At 71.2% G+C, this 14,514-nt stretch carries 14 protein-coding genes and 1 pseudogene; 9 read left to right on the plus strand and 6 right to left on the minus strand.

Annotated features, from left to right (window positions below):
- Positions 1–234 precede the first annotated feature (234 nt).
- Positions 235–1,140: a helix-turn-helix domain-containing protein gene (locus ACZ3I3_RS05140; protein WP_467362642.1), complete on the plus strand. Its 906-nt coding sequence runs from the start codon at positions 235–237 to the stop codon at positions 1,138–1,140.
- Positions 1,141–1,180: 40 nt separating this feature from the next.
- On the opposite strand, the gene ACZ3I3_RS05145 is transcribed toward ACZ3I3_RS05140, so the two are convergent.
- Complete coding sequence (locus tag ACZ3I3_RS05145; protein ID WP_467362644.1) at positions 1,181–1,996, minus strand: SAM-dependent methyltransferase; 816 nt, start codon at positions 1,994–1,996, stop codon at positions 1,181–1,183.
- Positions 1,997–2,041: 45 nt separating this feature from the next.
- Positions 2,042–2,716 (minus strand): phosphotransferase, encoded by a 675-nt coding sequence (locus tag ACZ3I3_RS05150; protein WP_467362646.1) that lies wholly within the window; start codon positions 2,714–2,716, stop codon positions 2,042–2,044.
- A gap of 291 nt (positions 2,717–3,007) precedes the next feature.
- Between ACZ3I3_RS05150 and ACZ3I3_RS05155 the strand changes: the two genes are divergently transcribed.
- The 5 genes and pseudogenes from ACZ3I3_RS05155 to ACZ3I3_RS05175 all read left to right on the plus strand — a co-directional run bounded on the left by ACZ3I3_RS05155 (position 3,008) and on the right by ACZ3I3_RS05175 (position 8,407).
- Positions 3,008–4,225, plus strand: coding sequence for a prenyltransferase/squalene oxidase repeat-containing protein (locus ACZ3I3_RS05155; protein WP_467362648.1), 1,218 nt, complete (start codon positions 3,008–3,010; stop codon positions 4,223–4,225).
- On the plus strand, positions 4,222–4,854 hold the full coding sequence (locus ACZ3I3_RS05160; protein ID WP_467362650.1) for an SCO2322 family protein: 633 nt from the start codon (positions 4,222–4,224) through the stop codon (positions 4,852–4,854). Before ACZ3I3_RS05155 ends, ACZ3I3_RS05160 begins: the two co-directional genes overlap by 4 nt.
- A pseudogene (locus ACZ3I3_RS05165) lies at positions 4,841–5,922 on the plus strand (energy-coupling factor transporter transmembrane component T). The gene ACZ3I3_RS05160 and the pseudogene ACZ3I3_RS05165 overlap by 14 nt, the downstream one beginning before the upstream one ends.
- Positions 5,919–7,586, plus strand: a complete 1,668-nt coding sequence (locus ACZ3I3_RS05170; RefSeq protein ID WP_467362652.1) for an ABC transporter ATP-binding protein — start codon at positions 5,919–5,921, stop codon at positions 7,584–7,586. The pseudogene ACZ3I3_RS05165 and the gene ACZ3I3_RS05170 overlap by 4 nt, the downstream one beginning before the upstream one ends.
- Positions 7,583–8,407: an ECF transporter S component gene (locus ACZ3I3_RS05175; protein ID WP_467362654.1), complete on the plus strand. Its 825-nt coding sequence runs from the start codon at positions 7,583–7,585 to the stop codon at positions 8,405–8,407. The genes ACZ3I3_RS05170 and ACZ3I3_RS05175 overlap by 4 nt, the downstream gene beginning before the upstream one ends.
- Positions 8,408–8,629: 222 nt before the next feature.
- Here ACZ3I3_RS05175 and ACZ3I3_RS05180 read toward each other — a convergent pair whose 3' ends face one another.
- Positions 8,630–9,550: an alpha/beta hydrolase family protein gene (locus tag ACZ3I3_RS05180; protein ID WP_467362656.1), complete on the minus strand. Its 921-nt coding sequence runs from the start codon at positions 9,548–9,550 to the stop codon at positions 8,630–8,632.
- Between the two features lie 159 nt (positions 9,551–9,709).
- Here ACZ3I3_RS05180 and ACZ3I3_RS05185 point away from each other — a divergent pair, with 159 nt between their 5' ends.
- Positions 9,710–10,300, plus strand: a complete 591-nt coding sequence (locus ACZ3I3_RS05185; RefSeq protein ID WP_467362658.1) for a TetR/AcrR family transcriptional regulator — start codon at positions 9,710–9,712, stop codon at positions 10,298–10,300.
- 3 nt (positions 10,301–10,303) lie between these two features.
- Here the strand turns inward: ACZ3I3_RS05185 and ACZ3I3_RS05190 are convergent, their stop codons facing one another.
- The gene (locus ACZ3I3_RS05190; protein ID WP_467362660.1) at positions 10,304–11,539 is read right to left on the minus strand and encodes a cytochrome P450; all 1,236 of its coding nucleotides are present in this window, start codon (positions 11,537–11,539) and stop codon (positions 10,304–10,306) included.
- A gap of 217 nt (positions 11,540–11,756) precedes the next feature.
- Here ACZ3I3_RS05190 and ACZ3I3_RS05195 point away from each other — a divergent pair, with 217 nt between their 5' ends.
- Complete coding sequence (locus tag ACZ3I3_RS05195; protein ID WP_467362662.1) at positions 11,757–12,926, plus strand: steroid 3-ketoacyl-CoA thiolase; 1,170 nt, start codon at positions 11,757–11,759, stop codon at positions 12,924–12,926.
- Here ACZ3I3_RS05195 and ACZ3I3_RS05200 read toward each other — a convergent pair.
- Positions 12,910–13,194: a DUF397 domain-containing protein gene (locus tag ACZ3I3_RS05200; RefSeq protein WP_467362664.1), complete on the minus strand. Its 285-nt coding sequence runs from the start codon at positions 13,192–13,194 to the stop codon at positions 12,910–12,912. The two genes, ACZ3I3_RS05195 and ACZ3I3_RS05200, sit on opposite strands and share 17 nt — an antisense overlap.
- A complete protein-coding gene (locus ACZ3I3_RS05205) occupies positions 13,154–14,002 on the minus strand; it encodes a helix-turn-helix domain-containing protein (protein WP_467362666.1) in 849 nt (282 codons plus the stop codon). Before ACZ3I3_RS05205 ends, ACZ3I3_RS05200 begins: the two co-directional genes overlap by 41 nt.
- A gap of 93 nt (positions 14,003–14,095) precedes the next feature.
- Here ACZ3I3_RS05205 and ACZ3I3_RS05210 point away from each other — a divergent pair, with 93 nt between their 5' ends.
- Positions 14,096–14,506: an ATP-binding protein gene (locus ACZ3I3_RS05210; protein ID WP_467362668.1), complete on the plus strand. Its 411-nt coding sequence runs from the start codon at positions 14,096–14,098 to the stop codon at positions 14,504–14,506.
- The last annotated feature ends 8 nt before the right edge of the window (positions 14,507–14,514 follow it).

The raw sequence follows: 14,514 nt of genomic DNA on the forward strand, positions 1-14,514 counted from the left end.
ACGGGCAGCGGTGCAGGTGACGTATGGGCAGCGGTGCCTGTGACTTCTGCGGCGATACAAGTGACGTATGCGGCGGTTCAGGTGAGGTACGCGGCGGTGTGCCCGCGGGGCCCCGCTCTGCTGCGAACTCCCCTTTGGCATAAGCCAGATGCTGTCCGGGCGGGGCCCCTAGGATGAATATGCCGCGGCGCTCACAGGCCCGCGGAGCTGCGTTCCACCGCAAGGAGACATCCCATGGGCACCGAAGAGGCCGCTCGTACGACGTCCGGCAGCGGAGCCCTGGACAGCAGATCGGCCGGGCCCATGGTGCCGCGGCTGGCGCTGGGCGCCCGGCTCCGGCGGCTGCGCGAGGAACGGGGCATCGGCCGGGCGGACGCCGGGCATGTCATCCGGGCCTCCTCGTCCAAGATCAGCCGCATGGAGGCCGGCCGGCACGGGTTCAAACTGCGGGACGTCACCGATCTGCTCACGCTCTACGGCGTCACGGACGAGGCCGAGCGCGCGACCCTGCTGGCACTGGCCGAGCAGGCCAACACCCCGGCCTGGTGGCAGTACTACAGCGACGTGGTGCCCGCCTGGATGCAGACGTACCTCGGCGCCGAGCAGGCGGCGAGCGTCATCCGCTGCTTCCAGGTCCAGCGTGTTCCCGGGCTGCTCCAGACCGCCGACTACGCACGGGCCTCCCTGCGGCTGGCCCATCCGGACGCCGGTGCGCGGGAGATGGAACGGCGGGTCGCGCTGCGGATGTCCCGCCAGCGGATACTGCACCGGCAGCCGGCGACCCAGTTGTGGGTGGTGATCGACGAGGCGGCGCTGCGCCGCCCGGTGGGCGGCCTCTCCGTCATGCGCGCGCAGCTCAGGTATCTCATAGAGATCTGCCGGCTTCCGCAGGTCACGGTGCAGATCCTGCCGTTCCGCGCCGGCGGCCACGCCGCGGAGGGCGGTCCCGTCACGATCCTGCGCCTGCCCGGCGGCGAGTTGCCCGACGTGGTCTACCTCGAACGGCTCACCACCGCGCTCTATCCCGACCGGCCGGCCGAGATCGAGTGCTACTGGGACGCGATGAACCGGCTGGTGGTCGAAGCCGAGTCGCCGGACGAGACTCCGACCATCCTCCACCGCGTCCTTCAGGAGACCTGAGCCCTGCGGGAGACCTGATCCCCGCAGGAGACCTGAGAGGTCAGCGTTTCAGGGCGACCCCGCCGTACTGGTGCACCTCCGCGGGGAGATCCAGGGCCGCGGCGTCGGGGCGCCAGCGCGAGCAGGACGTCACGCCCGGTTCGAGCAGTTCCAGGCCGTCGAAGTAGCGGGCGATCTGCTCGGGGCTGCGCAGGATGTACGGGATCGAACCGCCGTCGTTGTACTGCTGGATGGCCCGGACGTAGTCCTCGCTGGTGTCGGTGCTGTCGTACTGGACGAGGTAGCTGCCGGGAGGCAGGGCGTCCACCAGCTGCCGCACGATCGAGCGTGCCTCGTCGTGGTCCTCGATGTGGCCCAGGATGCCCATCAGCATGAGGGCGACGGGCCGGCCGAAGTCCAGCGTCTTGCCCGCTTCCCGGATGATCGTGCCCGGCTCGCGCAGGTCGGCGTCGACGTAGTTGGTGACGCCTTCCGGGGTGCTGGTGAGCAGCGCGCGGGCGTGGGCCAGTACCAGCGGGTCGTTGTCGACGTAGACGATCCGGCTGTCCGGGGCCACCCCCTGGGCGATCTGGTGGGTGTTGTCCACGTTGGGCAGCCCGGTGCCGATGTCCAGGAACTGGCGGATGCCCTCTTCGGCGGCGAGGTGGCGGACGGCGCGGGCGAGGAAGTAGCGGGCGGCGCGGGCCCCGGTCTCGATGCCCGGGAAGATCTCGCGGAACGCGTCCCCGGCCACACGGTCGACTTCGTAGTTGTCTTTCCCGCCCAGCCAGTAGTTCCAGATCCGGGCCGAGTGCGGCACGGACGTGTCGATCTTGGGAAGCGGCTCCTGCCCGGAGTTCCCCGCCTGATCACTCATGGACGCTCCTGCGTGTGGTCGTGGAGGCCCACGTTAGCTTGTTCGTCAGCGTGTTCGCCCCTGGGACAGGACCAACTCCTCGGCCCGGCCCAGCAGTTCGACTTCGTCCCGGCTCATGGCCGGGTCGGCGGACCGACGGCGCAGGGCCTCCGCCAGGGCGGTCCGGGTGAGGGGGGACGGGCCCTCCAGCAGGGCGGTCAGCATGGTGCGGGCCGGGACGGAGAGGGCCTCGCCGGCGACTGCGGCCTGGGCGAGGATCACGGCGGACACAGCCCAGTCCAGGGCCGGGTCGCCCTCCTCCGTGTTCGACCAGTCGATGACGCGGGGGCCGTCGGGGGTCAGGATCACGTTCTCCGGGTGCAGGTCCAGGTGCAGGACGCGGATGGCCGGGTCGGTGGAGCGCAGGGCGGGGAGGGTGTGGAGGTGACGCAGCAGCCGGGCGAGAACCGAGCCCGCCTCCGCCGGATCCAGCGTGCCCGCCAGGCAGGCCTGGAGCAGGGTCGGGCCGGGGAGCCGTTCCATCACCAGGTCCGTGCGCGAGCCGGTCGGGCGGACCCGGGGCACCGGATATCCGTGGGCGTGCACGTGCGCCATCACCGCGCCCTCGCCCGCCGCGTCTCCCCCGCCCTCCCGTTCACGCCGTAGCACCCACGCCTCGTCGATCTCGTACACGTCGGCGCGGCGGCCGGAGCCGAGCAGTCGTCCGGGTGGCGGCGGCATGAACCGAAGGTACTCCGGCCTCCCGGCACCCCCTCGGCCCGTTCTGGGCGTGCGGGTACAGTAGGCAGGTCGTCATCACACCCGTACGGGGGGAAGCCGGTGCAATTCCGGCGCTGACCCGCAACCGTGTACCGCCGCCGAGGTGGTGAGCCGGATCGCCCCGTACGGTTCGTGACCGGCTCACGTGCCCGGCAGAGCGCCGGTGCACGGCACCGTCGAGGTATACGGAGCCGAGCCGCCGGGGGTGTCCCGTGCTGTCCGGCTCCCCGCAGGGAGAGGCACCCGCCGATCATGAACGTCCGCCGCAGCGCCGCGGTCCTGGCCGCCGTCGCCGTGATCGGCGCCGCCACACCGGCCGCCGCCGCCCCGTCCCCTTCCCCGTCCCAGGCGTTCCCCTCCGCCCTGTACGGCGGCAAGGACCCGAAGTTCGACGGCGTCTGGCGCCAGTCGCTCGCCCTGCTCGCGCAGCACACCGTCGGGGTGAAGCCCGCGGCGAAGTCCGTGCAGTGGCTGGTGCGCCAGCAGTGCGCGGACGGTTCCTTCGCCCCGTACCGCGCCGATCCCACCGCCGCGTGCGACGCCAGGACCATGGTCGACACGAACCAGACGGCCGCCGCCGTACAGGCCCTCACCGCCCTCGGCGGGCACGACGCCGTCACCGGCAAGGCCGTCTCCTGGCTGAAGAAGGTCCAGAACAAGGACGGCGGCTGGGGCTACACGCCCGGCGGCGCCAGCGACACCAACTCCACGTCCGTCGTCATCGGCGCGCTGACCGCCGCCGGCGAGAAGCCGCAACAGGTCGAGAAGGGCGGCAAGTCGCCCTACGACGCGCTGCTGACCCTGGCCCTCGGCTGTGACGGCGACGACGCGGGCGCCTTCGCGTTCCAGCCGGACGAGAAGGGCAAGCTCGCCGCCAACGCGGACGCCACGGCGGCGGGTGTGCTGGGCGCCCTGGGCCAGGGCCTGGTGGTGAAGCCGGGAGAGAAAACCGAGGCTGTCAAGGGCCAGGCCTGCGAGGGCGGGAAGACGCCGGAGCAGATCGCGGCCAACGGAGCCGCCTACCTCACCAAGGCTCTCGCCAAGGACGGCCACCTCACCTCACCCACCCCAGGCTCGGACCCCCAGCCCGACTACGGCAACACCGCCGACGCGGTCGTCGCACTCGCCGCGCACGGCGACACCGGGCAGGCGGAGAAGTCCCTGAGCTGGCTGGAGAAGAACGCCTCGGCCTGGGCCGGCCAGAACGGCCCCGCCGCCTACGCCCAGCTGATCTTCGCCGCCCACGCGACCGGCACGGACCCGCGCGACTTCGGCGGCACCGACCTGGTGAAGCAGCTGAACGCGACGGGTCCGGCCCCGCAGACCGCCGGGAAGACCCGAGCGGCGGACGAGAAGAGCGACTCGGACTCGGGCGTCTTCGGCGTCTGGTGGTACGTCGGTGTCTGCCTCGTCGCCGGCGTCGGCATCGGCTTCCTCTTCAGCGGCCGCCGGAAGAGGCAGCAGCCGTGATCCGCCGGGCCGTTCTGCTCCTCCTGGCCTCGCTCCTGCTGTGCGCGGGAGCGGGCCAGGCCCAGGCCGCCGGGTACCGGTACTGGTCGTTCTGGGACCGCGACGGCGACCACTGGGTCTACGCCACCCAGGGCCCGTCCGTGACCCGCCCCTCGGACGGCGACGTCCAGGGCTTCCGCTTCGCGGTGAGCGAGGACTCCGAGGACGCGGCCCGGCCGCGCGGCCAGGCCGACTTCGACACGATCTGTGCGAAGACACCCGCGCAGGACGGCAAGAAGCGGGTGGCTCTACTCCTCGACTTCGGCACGACGACCGACGCCCCGTCCGGTGAAACCCCGCCCGCTCCCCGAACGGCCTGCGCCCAGGTCTCCCCCGACGCGACGACGGCGGAGGCCCTGGCGACTGTGGCCAAGCCGCTGCGCTACGACACGAACGCCCTGCTGTGCGCCATCTCGGGTTATCCGGAGAAGGGTTGCGGAGAGCAGGTGGCCGAGCGGCAGAAGCCGACCGTAGAAAAGAAGCACACCTCGGACGGCGGCCCGTCCCTCGGCCTGGTGGCGGGCATCGCCGTGGTGGCAGTACTGGGCGGGGCAGCGATCTGGCAGGTACGGCGGCGTGGCCAGTCCTAGCTACGGCGCCTCCCTCCACCCCGGCGCCTGGTGGCTCTGGTCCCTCTCCCTCGGCACCGCGGCCACCCGCACCACCAACCCCCTCCTCCTCGCCCTCCTCATCACGGTCTCCGCCTACGTCGTGGCCACCCGCCGCCCCGACACCCCCTGGTCCCGCTCCTACGGCGCCTTCGTCAAACTCGCCCTCGCCGTCCTGCTCATCCGCCTGCTCTTCGCCACGGTCCTCGGCTCCCCCATCCCCGGGACGCACACCCTGCTCACCCTCCCCGAAGTAGGCCTCCCCGCCTGGGCGCAGGGCATCCGCCTCGGCGGCGAGGTCACCGCCGAGGCCCTCACCTTCGCCCTGTACGACGGCCTGAAGCTGGCCACCCTGCTCATCTGCGTCGGCGCCGCGAACGCCCTCGCGAACCCCTCCCGCCTGCTCAAGTCCCTCCCGGGCGCCCTGTACGAGATGGGCGTCGCGGTCGTCGTGGCCCTGACCTTCGCGCCGAACCTCATCGCCGACGTCCAGCGCCTCCGCGCCGCCCGCCGCCTGCGCGGCCGCCCGGACAAGGGCGTCCGGGGCCTGCTGCAGGTGGGCCTGCCGGTCCTGGAAGGCGCGCTGGAGCGCTCGGTGTCGCTCGCCGCCGCGATGGACGCCCGCGGCTACGGCCGTACCGCCCAGGTCCCCGCCGCCGTCCGCCGCACCACCGCCGCCCTCACCCTCGGCGGCCTGCTCGGCGTGTGCGCCGGAACGTACGGTCTGCTCACCGCCGAGGGCGCCACCTACGGCATCCGGTCCTCCTCACCGGCCTCGCCGCCGCCCTCGCGGGTCTCCGGCTCGGCGGACGACGGTCGTTGCGCACCCGGTACCGCCCCGACCGCTGGGACGTGCGCGCCTGGCTGGTCGTCGCCTCCGGCGTGGCGGTCGCCGCCCTCCTCACGCTCGCCGCCGCTCGCGACCCCGCGGCCCTGCACCCGGGTGTGGTGCCGCTCGTGGCGCCCACGCTTCCCCTCTGGCCCGCGGCGGCGATCCTCCTCGGCCTGCTGCCCGCGTTCGTCGCCCCCGATCCCAAGGAGCCGTCGTGATCCGCTTCGAGGATGTGTCCGTGACGTACGACGGTGCCGCCGAACCCACCGTCCAGGGCGTCGACTTCGAGGTCCCGGAGGGCGAACTCGTCCTCCTGGCCGGCCCGTCCGGCGTCGGCAAGTCCACGGTCCTGGGCGCGGTCAGCGGACTCGTCCCGCACTTCACCGGCGGCACCCTGCGCGGCCGGGTCACGGTCGCCGGCCGCGACACCCGCACCCACAAGCCGCGCGAACTCGCCGACGTCGTCGGCACGGTGGGCCAGGATCCCCTCTCCCACTTCGTCACCGACACCGTCGAGGACGAACTCGCCTACGGCATGGAGTCGCTGGGCCTCGCCCCGGACGTGATGCGACGCCGCGTCGAGGAGACCCTGGACCTGCTCGGCCTGGCCGGCCTGCGCCACCGTCCGATCGCCACGCTCTCCGGCGGCCAGCAGCAACGCGTCGCGATCGGCTCGGTCCTCACACCGCACCCGAGCGTCCTCGTCCTGGACGAGCCGACCTCCGCACTCGACCCGGCCGCCGCCGAGGAGGTCCTGGCGGTCCTCCAGCGCCTCGTGCACGACCTCGGCACGACGGTCCTCCTGGCCGAACACCGCCTGGAACGCGTCATCCAGTACGCCGACCAGGTCGTCCTGCTGCCGGGCCCGGGCGCCGCCCCCGTGCTGGGCCCTCCGGCAGAGGTGATGGCCGTCTCCCCGGTGTATCCACCGGTGGTGGCCCTGGGCCGCCTGGCCGACTGGTCCCCCCTACCGATGACCGTCCGCGACGCCCGCCGCCGAGCATCAGAGCTACGCCGACAACTTGAGGAGCGGGAGAACATCGCCCTTCAGGGGCGCGGGGAACTGCGCGACCAGCCACACACAACCCGCACCCGCAAACGCTCCGAACCCCCCACCCCAGTAGGCACACTCCGCTCCCTCGCGGTCACCCGCGCCCGCATCCAAGCCCTCCGCGACATCGACCTCACCATCACCCCCGGCGAAACGATCGCCCTCATGGGCCGCAACGGCGCAGGAAAGTCCACCCTGCTCAACTCCCTGGTCGGCCTCGTCACACCCACCTCGGGATCCGTCCGGGTCGGGGACGCAGTCCCCCACCGCACACGCCCGAAGGACCTCGTCCGCAAAGTCGGCCTGGTGCCACAGGAACCCCGCGACCTCCTCTACGCCGACACCGTCGCCGCCGAGTGCACCGCGGCCGACCAGGACGCGGACGCGGAACCCGGCACCTGCCGTGCCCTGGTCACCGAGCTGCTCCCCGGTGTCACCGACGACACCCACCCCCGGGACCTCTCGGAGGGCCAGCGGCTCGCCCTCGCCCTGGCCGTCGTACTGACCGCCCGGCCCCCGCTGCTCCTGCTGGACGAGCCGACCCGCGGCCTGGACTACGCGGCCAAGGCCCGCCTGGTCGCGGTGCTGCGCACCCTCGCCGCCGAGGGACACGCCATCGTGCTGGCCACGCACGACGTGGAGCTGGCCGCCGAGATCGCCCACCGGGTCGTCCTGCTCGCCGACGGCGAGGTGATCGCGGACGGTCCGACGGCGGACGTCGTCGTCTCCTCCCCCTCCTTCGCCCCACAGGTCACCAAGATCCTGGCCCCGCAGCACTGGCTCACGGTCTCCCAGGTCCGCGCGGCCCTCCAGCCCGGGACCAACCCGTGAACACTCAGCGACAGGCCCGCGCCGTCCGCCTCGGCCCCCGCTCCGTCACCGCCCTGGCCCTCGTCAGCGCGGTCGGCGTCATCGGCTTCGGCTGGCCGTTCCTCACCCCGCCCACCTCGCGGCTCAGCGCGCACGCGCAGGACGCGCCCTGGCTCTTCGCGGGCCTGCTGGTGCTGCTCGTGGCGGTGGTGGCCGCGGCGATCTCGGAGTCCGGTCTCGGCCCGAAGGCGGTCGCGATGCTCGGCGTGCTGGCCGCGACAGGGGCGGCCCTGCGGCCGATCGGCGCCGGTACGGCCGGCATCGAGCCGATGTTCTTCCTGATGGTGCTGAGCGGGCGGGTCCTCGGACCGGGGTTCGGGTTCGTCCTCGGCTCGGTGACGATGTTCGCGTCCGCGCTGCTCACGGGTGGGGTGGGCCCGTGGCTGCCGTTCCAGATGCTGGCGATGGGCTGGTTCGCGATGGGCGCGGGCCTGCTGCCGGGCCCGGACCGGCTGCGCGGCCGGGCGGAGCTCGTGCTGCTCGCGGTCTACGGTTTCCTCGCCGCCTTCGCCTACGGCACGGTCATGAACCTGGCCGGCTGGCCCTTCATGAGCGCCCTCGCGTCGAACGTCGGCTTCGACCCGCACGCTGCGGTCGCCACCAACCTGGCCCGTTTTCTCGCGTACTGCCTGGCCACGTCGCTGGGCTGGGACCTGGGCCGGGCCGTCGTCACGGTCGTGCTGACGCTCACGCTCGGCCCCGCGGTCCTGCGGGCGCTGCGCCGCGCCACCCGCCGGGCGGCTTTCGAGACGCCGGTCACGTTCGACGCGCCCCGGGCGTGAAGCCCCCCACATGACCCCCGTCACCTACGAAGCGGGGCCGTAGGAACAGCCCCCGGTCACGGGGCCGACCTTCCGCGCACATGCGGCCACACCTAGTAAGCGGGCTCCTTGCGGGCATCCGGCCTGCCTGTTTCTCTGGCCGGGCGAGCCCACCCCCCATAGACCGAAGGCGGCGGCCCCCTGATCCCCGGGGCCGCCGCCTTCGCCCGTCTCTTGCGTCCTCTACTTGCTCTCGATCTTCCCCAACGGGTCCGGGTCCTCCTCCAGCGCGACGGCCGCCGCCTTCCAGCCGGTGTCCCCGGGGTGGAGGGCGCTGCGCAGGTAGGCGGTGGTGAGGCGCTGGAGCAGTGCGACGCGTGCGGGACTCTCGTCGGTCGTCTCCGCCACCTCGTAGCCGGAGATGCCCCCGAGCGAGTGCTCCGCCCCGAACAGCGTGAGGAGGCTCTTGTTTCCCGGGCTGTAGGTGTAGGGGTCGGTGAACCAGTCGGGGCCGCGCGTGGACAGCGCGGAGTCGTCACGGTCCCCGGCGACGATGAGCGCCGGCGTGGTCATGGTGTCGAAGGACGGCCTCATGAAGGGCAGGTGCTCGACGGCGAACGGGGTCAGGTCGTCGCCCAGGCCGGCCGTGGCGAGCAGCACACCCGCCTTCACACGCGCGTCGGACATGTCCTCGCCGGGAACTCCCTCGGAGTCGAGGACGCGCGCGCCCAGCAGCGTGCTCGCCGTCTGGGCTCCCCAGGAATGACCGGCCACGGCGATACGGTCGCGGTCGAGGCGTCCGGCGAGGCCCGGTACGGAGACTTCGAGAACGTCGAGTCCGTCCAGCACGCGCGTGAGGTCCTCGATACGGAAGCGCCAGATCCGCGGCGTGCGGGGGTCCTCGGGTGGCAGGCCCAGCGTCCTGGAGTCCAGGTGGGTGGGCTGCACCACCACGAAGCCCTGGGCGGCCCAGAAGTCCGCCAGCGGGGCGTAGCCGTTCATCGACCAGCCGAAGCCGTGCGAGAAGACGACGACGGGCAGATCGCCGCCGGTCGCGGGGGCGGACACGCGGACCTGGAGGTCCTCACCGCGGCCCGGGGCGGGCAGGACCACCGGCTTCGCGGAGATCACCATGGTCGATTCGGACAGGGAAGTGCCGGGCATGGAGGTGCCTTCCGGTCAGGTCTGTCATCATGAATAAAACGGAACGGCGTTCCGATTACGTCTCCACGATACGGAACACGGTTCCGCTTTACAACCGCACGCAACACACGCACGAGCACGCGAGCACGCGAGCACGCAGCCGCACGGAAGGACGACACGGTGAACGACAGCGGCCAGAGCGCCGGAAGCCCGGCCCGGTCCAAGCGCAAGGACGCCCGGCGCAACCAGCAGGCCCTGCTGGACGCGGCCGCCGAGGTCTTCGTCAGCTCGGGCGTGGACGCGCCGGTACGGGACATCGCGGCCAAGGCCGGCGTCGGGGTGGGCACGATCTACCGCCACTTCCCCACCCGGGCGGACCTCGTCATCGCCGTCTACCGCCACCAGGTCGACGCCTGCGCCGAAGCCGGCCCGGCCCTGCTGGCGGCCGGCCCGACGCCCCATGCCGCCCTGGTGCGGTGGGTCGATCTCTTCGTCGACTTCCTGGTCACCAAGCACGGCCTGGCCACCGCGATGCAGGGGGACAGCACCTGCTTCGGGCCGCTGCACACCTACTTCCTCGACCGCCTCCTGCCGGTGTGCACCCAACTGCTCGGCGCCGCCGCCGATTCCGGCGAGATCCGCTCCGACCTCGACGCGTACCAGTTCATGCGCGGCATCGGAAACCTCTGCGTCGGCGCCGACACCGACCCCCGCTACGACGCACGCCGACTGGTCGCGCTCCTCGTCGCGGGACTACGCCAACCGCACTGACCGCTACTGGGCCCGAACCCGGAGTTCTTTCACCCCGTTGATCCACGCCGACCTCAATCGACGCGGATCCTCGACCAGTTGGAGCCCCGGCATGGCGTCGGCGATGGCGTTGAAGATGAGGTCGATCTCCAGCACGGCGAGGGACTTGCCGAGGCAGTAGTGCGGGCCGCCGCCGCCGAAACCGAGGTGGGGGTTGGGGTCGCGGGTGATGTCGAAGGCGTCCGGCTCGTCGAAGACCTCGGGGTCGTGGTTGGCGGAGGCGTAGAACAGCCCCACCCGGTCGCCCTTGCGGATGAGCTTGCCGCCCAGTTCGGTGTTCTGGGTGGCGGTGCGCTGGAAGGCGGCGACCGGGGTCGCCCAGCGCACGATCTCCTCCGCCGTCGTCGACGGCCGCTCCCTCTTGTACAGCTCCCACTGGTCGGGGTGGGTGAGGAAGGCGTGCATGCCGTGGGTGATGGCGTTGCGGGTGGTCTCATTGCCCGCGACGGCCAGCATCAGCACGAAGAACCCGAACTCGTCCGAGTTGAGGTTGCCCTGGTCCTCCGCCGCCACCAACTGCGTGACGATGTCGTGGGCGGGGCACTGCTTTCGGTCGGCGGCCATGTTCATCGCGTAGGCGATGATCTCCGTGGCCGACTCGGCGCCGACCTCCGCGGTGATGGCGTACTCGGGATCGTCGTACGCGATCATCTTGTTGGACCAGTCGAAGATCTTGTCCCGGTCCTCCTGCGGTACGCCCATGAGCTCGGCGATCGCCTGGAGGGGCAGTTCGCAGGCGACCTGGGTGACGAAGTCGAACGGGCCGGTGTGCGCGCCGGCGTTCGCCACGATCGCCCGGGCACGAGCCCGCAGCCGCTCCTCCAGCGCACGGATCGCCCGGGGCGTGAACCCGCGCTGCACGATCTGCCGGACCCGCGTGTGCTCCGGCGGGTCCATGTTCAGCAGGATGAACCGCTGCGCGTCGATGGAGTCGCGGTCGATGTGCTCGTTGAAGCGGATGATCGCCGTGTTGAGGTACGACGAGAACAACTCCGGGTGCGTGGAGACGTACTTGACGTCGGAGTGCCGGGTGACCGCCCAGTACCCCTCGTCCTGGAAGCCGGCCAGACCCGCCGGCTGCGGCACCCAGCAGACCGGCTCCACCCGGCGCAGCTCGGCGAACTCCGGCAGGGGCACGCGGCTGTGCAGCAGGTCGGGGTCGGTGAAGTCGAACCCCTCGGGCAGCGCGGGACAGGACATGGGCGGCTCCCACCACTCGTACCGACTCTGATTCTGACGGCCCATCAGCTGTGCGGAGTTGCGGTGACGGTAGTAACGGGTTCTACAAGTAGCAAGGGGCACGGACCCCCCAATTACCCGCACGACTCTTGCGGTCAGTGAGCAGCCCTCAGCACACTGCAGGCAGAACTAGAACGCGTACTAGTTCCGCGTAGCCTCCCGGAGAGGACCCGCACCCATGGCTGCCGAACCCGTGATCGTCGAAGCCGTACGCACCCCCATCGGCAAGCGCGGAGGCGCGCTCGCCAACCTGCACCCCGCCTACCTCCTGGGCGAGACCTACCGCGAACTCCTCGGCCGCACCGGCATCCCGGCCGACTGCGTCGAGCAGATCGTCGGCGGTACGGTCACCCACGCCGGCGAGCAGTCCATGAACCCCGCGCGCACGGCCTGGCTCACGATGGGGCTCCCCTACGAGACGGCCGCGACGACCGTCGACGCGCAGTGCGGGTCCTCGCAGCAGGCCTCCCACATGTTGGCCAACATGGTCGCCACGGGCGTGATCGACGTCGGCATCTCCTGCGGCGTGGAGTCGATGTCCCGGGTGCCGCTCGGGTCGGGCTCGAAGCACGGACCGGGCAAGCCGTTCCCCGACGAGTGGAACGTCGACCTGCCGAACCAGTTCGAGGCCGCCGAGCGCATCGCCCGCCACCGCGGCCTGACCCGGGAGAACGTCGACGCCCTGGGCCTCGCCTCCCAGGAGCGGGCCGCCCACGCCTGGGCGGAGGAGCGCTTCAAACGAGAGACGTTCGCGGTCCAGGTCCCCACGACGGAGGAGGAGCAGCACGCCGGGCAGGGCATGTGGCGCCTGGTCGACAAGGACGAGGGCCTGCGCGACACGACGGCGGAAGGACTGGCCGCGCTGAAGCCGATCATGCCGACGGCGGTCCATACGGCCGGCAACTCGTCGCAGATCTCCGACGGGGCGGCGGCGATCATGTGGGCATCGAAGAGGATGGCTCGCGCCCTGAAGCTTCGCCCCCGGGCCCGGATCGTGGCCCAGGCCCTGGTGGGCGCCGACCCCCACTTCCACCTCGACGGCCCGATCGACGCGACCAAGGCCGTGCTGGGCAAGGCCGGGATGTCCCTGAAGGACATCGACCTCGTGGAGATCAACGAGGCGTTCGCATCGGTCGTACTGAGCTGGGCGCAGGTCTTCGAGCAGGACCTGGAGAAGGTGAACGTGAACGGCGGCGCGATCGCGCTCGGGCACCCGGTGGGGGCCACCGGGGCCCGGCTCATCACGACGGCGCTTCATGAACTGGAGCGCACGGACAAGGAGTTCGCGCTGATCACGATGTGCGCGGGCGGCGGCTTGGCCACCGGCACGATCATTCAGCGGTTGTAGTCGTCGTCGTCCAGTCGATGAAGGTGGTGAACGTGGCGGGGTCGAGCGTGAGGATCGGTCCCGCCGGGTTCTTCGAGTCGCGTATTGCGATCGTGGTGTGCGGGGTTTCGGCGACTTCGAGGCACGCGCCGCCCTGGTCGCCGCTGTACGTGGACGCGCGCCAGGCCAGGGCCCCGATCGGCGCGCATTCGACGCATTCGCCGCCTTGATCGCCGCTGTAGCTGGACTTACGCCACAGGATCCCCGACGGAATCGCGTTGCTCGCCATAGCGTTCCTCCATCACTCGCCGGATCAGCTCCGCCGAATCCCTGAGGGAGAGCGCGGCGGCCTGCAGATGATCGTAACGGAGCGAGCAGTCCCTGGCGGTGTCCGGATTCGCGGTCGGATGCCCGCTGCCATAGCCCTCGGTGTAGACGATGGCCGGGTCACTCGTGAACCGGAAGAGGGTGAATGAGCCTTGCATTCCCGCGTGCGCGCCGGCCGAGAACGGCAGGATCTGGATGTTGACCAGCGGGGTGTGCTCGAAGGCCAACAGGTGGGCCAGTTGCCCACGCATGGTCTCCGGACCGCCCACCTCCTGGTACAGGACGGACTCGCTGACGACCATCCAGAGGACCGGAGGCTGCTCCTTGTCGAGGATGCGCTGCCGAGCCAGCCGGACGGCAGTCCGGTCCTCCAGGTCAGTGTCGTCCAGCACCCCGAGAACAGCACGCGCGTACTCGGGGGTCTGAAGGAGACCGTGAATCGCATGCGTCTGGAAGGTACTGATCTCCGTCGCCCGCGCCTCCAGCTCCGCCACCTGCTGGAACCAGGCCGGAAGTCGACTCCGCAGCACCAACTCGACGAGGCGCGAGAACATACCGTCCGTCCCCAGCGCCGCATCCGCCCGTTCACTGAACTCCGGCGTCGGAAGCTTCCTGGCCGTCTCGATCTGGCCGACGAGCGAGCCCGTGTAGTTGAGGATCTCCCCCAGCTGCTTCTGTGTCAGCCCGGCGGCCTCCCGGTGTCTCCTCAGCTCGTAGCCGTAGTAGTCGAGCGGGGACGCACCCGGGTCAAGGGCGTTGATGTGGGTCACGGCAGAAGCCCCTCTCACGCAACTCGGCCCACAAAGGGACCGGTTGTATCCGTTCCGTAGCCCAGAGTAGTCAGGGCACGTCAGCCTCGTCCCGTGAACGAATACATTCCCGCCCAGTACACGATGCGCCTCACCGTCGGCTCGCACGCCGCCCGGCACATCCGCCGTATCGTCCGCTCGTTTCTCAGCGAGTGGCGCATGCCCGAGCTGTCGGACGCCGTCGAGCTCGGCGTGACCGAGCTGCTGGCGAACGTCGTACAGCACGTCCCGGACCGCCGCTGCACGTTGCTGTTGCTGCGGCAGCCGGCCGGAGTACGGGTGGAGGTGACGGACGGCAGCGATCGACTGCCCTGTTCACCCGCCTCGCCGGACCTGGAGGCGGAGGGCGGCCGGGGGCTGCTGCTGCTCGACGCGATGGCCGACAAGTGGGGCGTATCGCTGTGGCGCGACGGCGGAAAGACCGTGTGGTTCGAATGCGGGGCCGAGTCCGTCACTCTGGAGTGACTTCCTCA

The sequence above is a fragment of the Streptomyces sp. NPDC016851 genome (genome assembly GCF_055562795.1).

What these genes read in the sequence shown, in the direction of transcription:
- ACZ3I3_RS05140 (WP_467362642.1), top strand. Translation starts at nt 235, where the DNA reads ATGGGCACCGAAGAGGCCGCTCGTACGACGTCCGGCAGCGGAGCCCTG.
- ACZ3I3_RS05145 (WP_467362644.1), bottom strand. Translation starts at nt 1,996, where the DNA reads ATGAGTGATCAGGCGGGGAACTCCGGGCAGGAGCCGCTTCCCAAGATC.
- ACZ3I3_RS05150 (WP_467362646.1), bottom strand. Translation starts at nt 2,716, where the DNA reads ATGCCGCCGCCACCCGGACGACTGCTCGGCTCCGGCCGCCGCGCCGAC.
- ACZ3I3_RS05155 (WP_467362648.1), top strand. Translation starts at nt 3,008, where the DNA reads ATGAACGTCCGCCGCAGCGCCGCGGTCCTGGCCGCCGTCGCCGTGATC.
- ACZ3I3_RS05180 (WP_467362656.1), bottom strand. Translation starts at nt 9,550, where the DNA reads ATGCCCGGCACTTCCCTGTCCGAATCGACCATGGTGATCTCCGCGAAG.
- ACZ3I3_RS05190 (WP_467362660.1), bottom strand. Translation starts at nt 11,539, where the DNA reads ATGTCCTGTCCCGCGCTGCCCGAGGGGTTCGACTTCACCGACCCCGAC.
- ACZ3I3_RS05195 (WP_467362662.1), top strand. Translation starts at nt 11,757, where the DNA reads ATGGCTGCCGAACCCGTGATCGTCGAAGCCGTACGCACCCCCATCGGC.
- ACZ3I3_RS05200 (WP_467362664.1), bottom strand. Translation starts at nt 13,194, where the DNA reads ATGGCGAGCAACGCGATTCCGTCGGGGATCCTGTGGCGTAAGTCCAGC.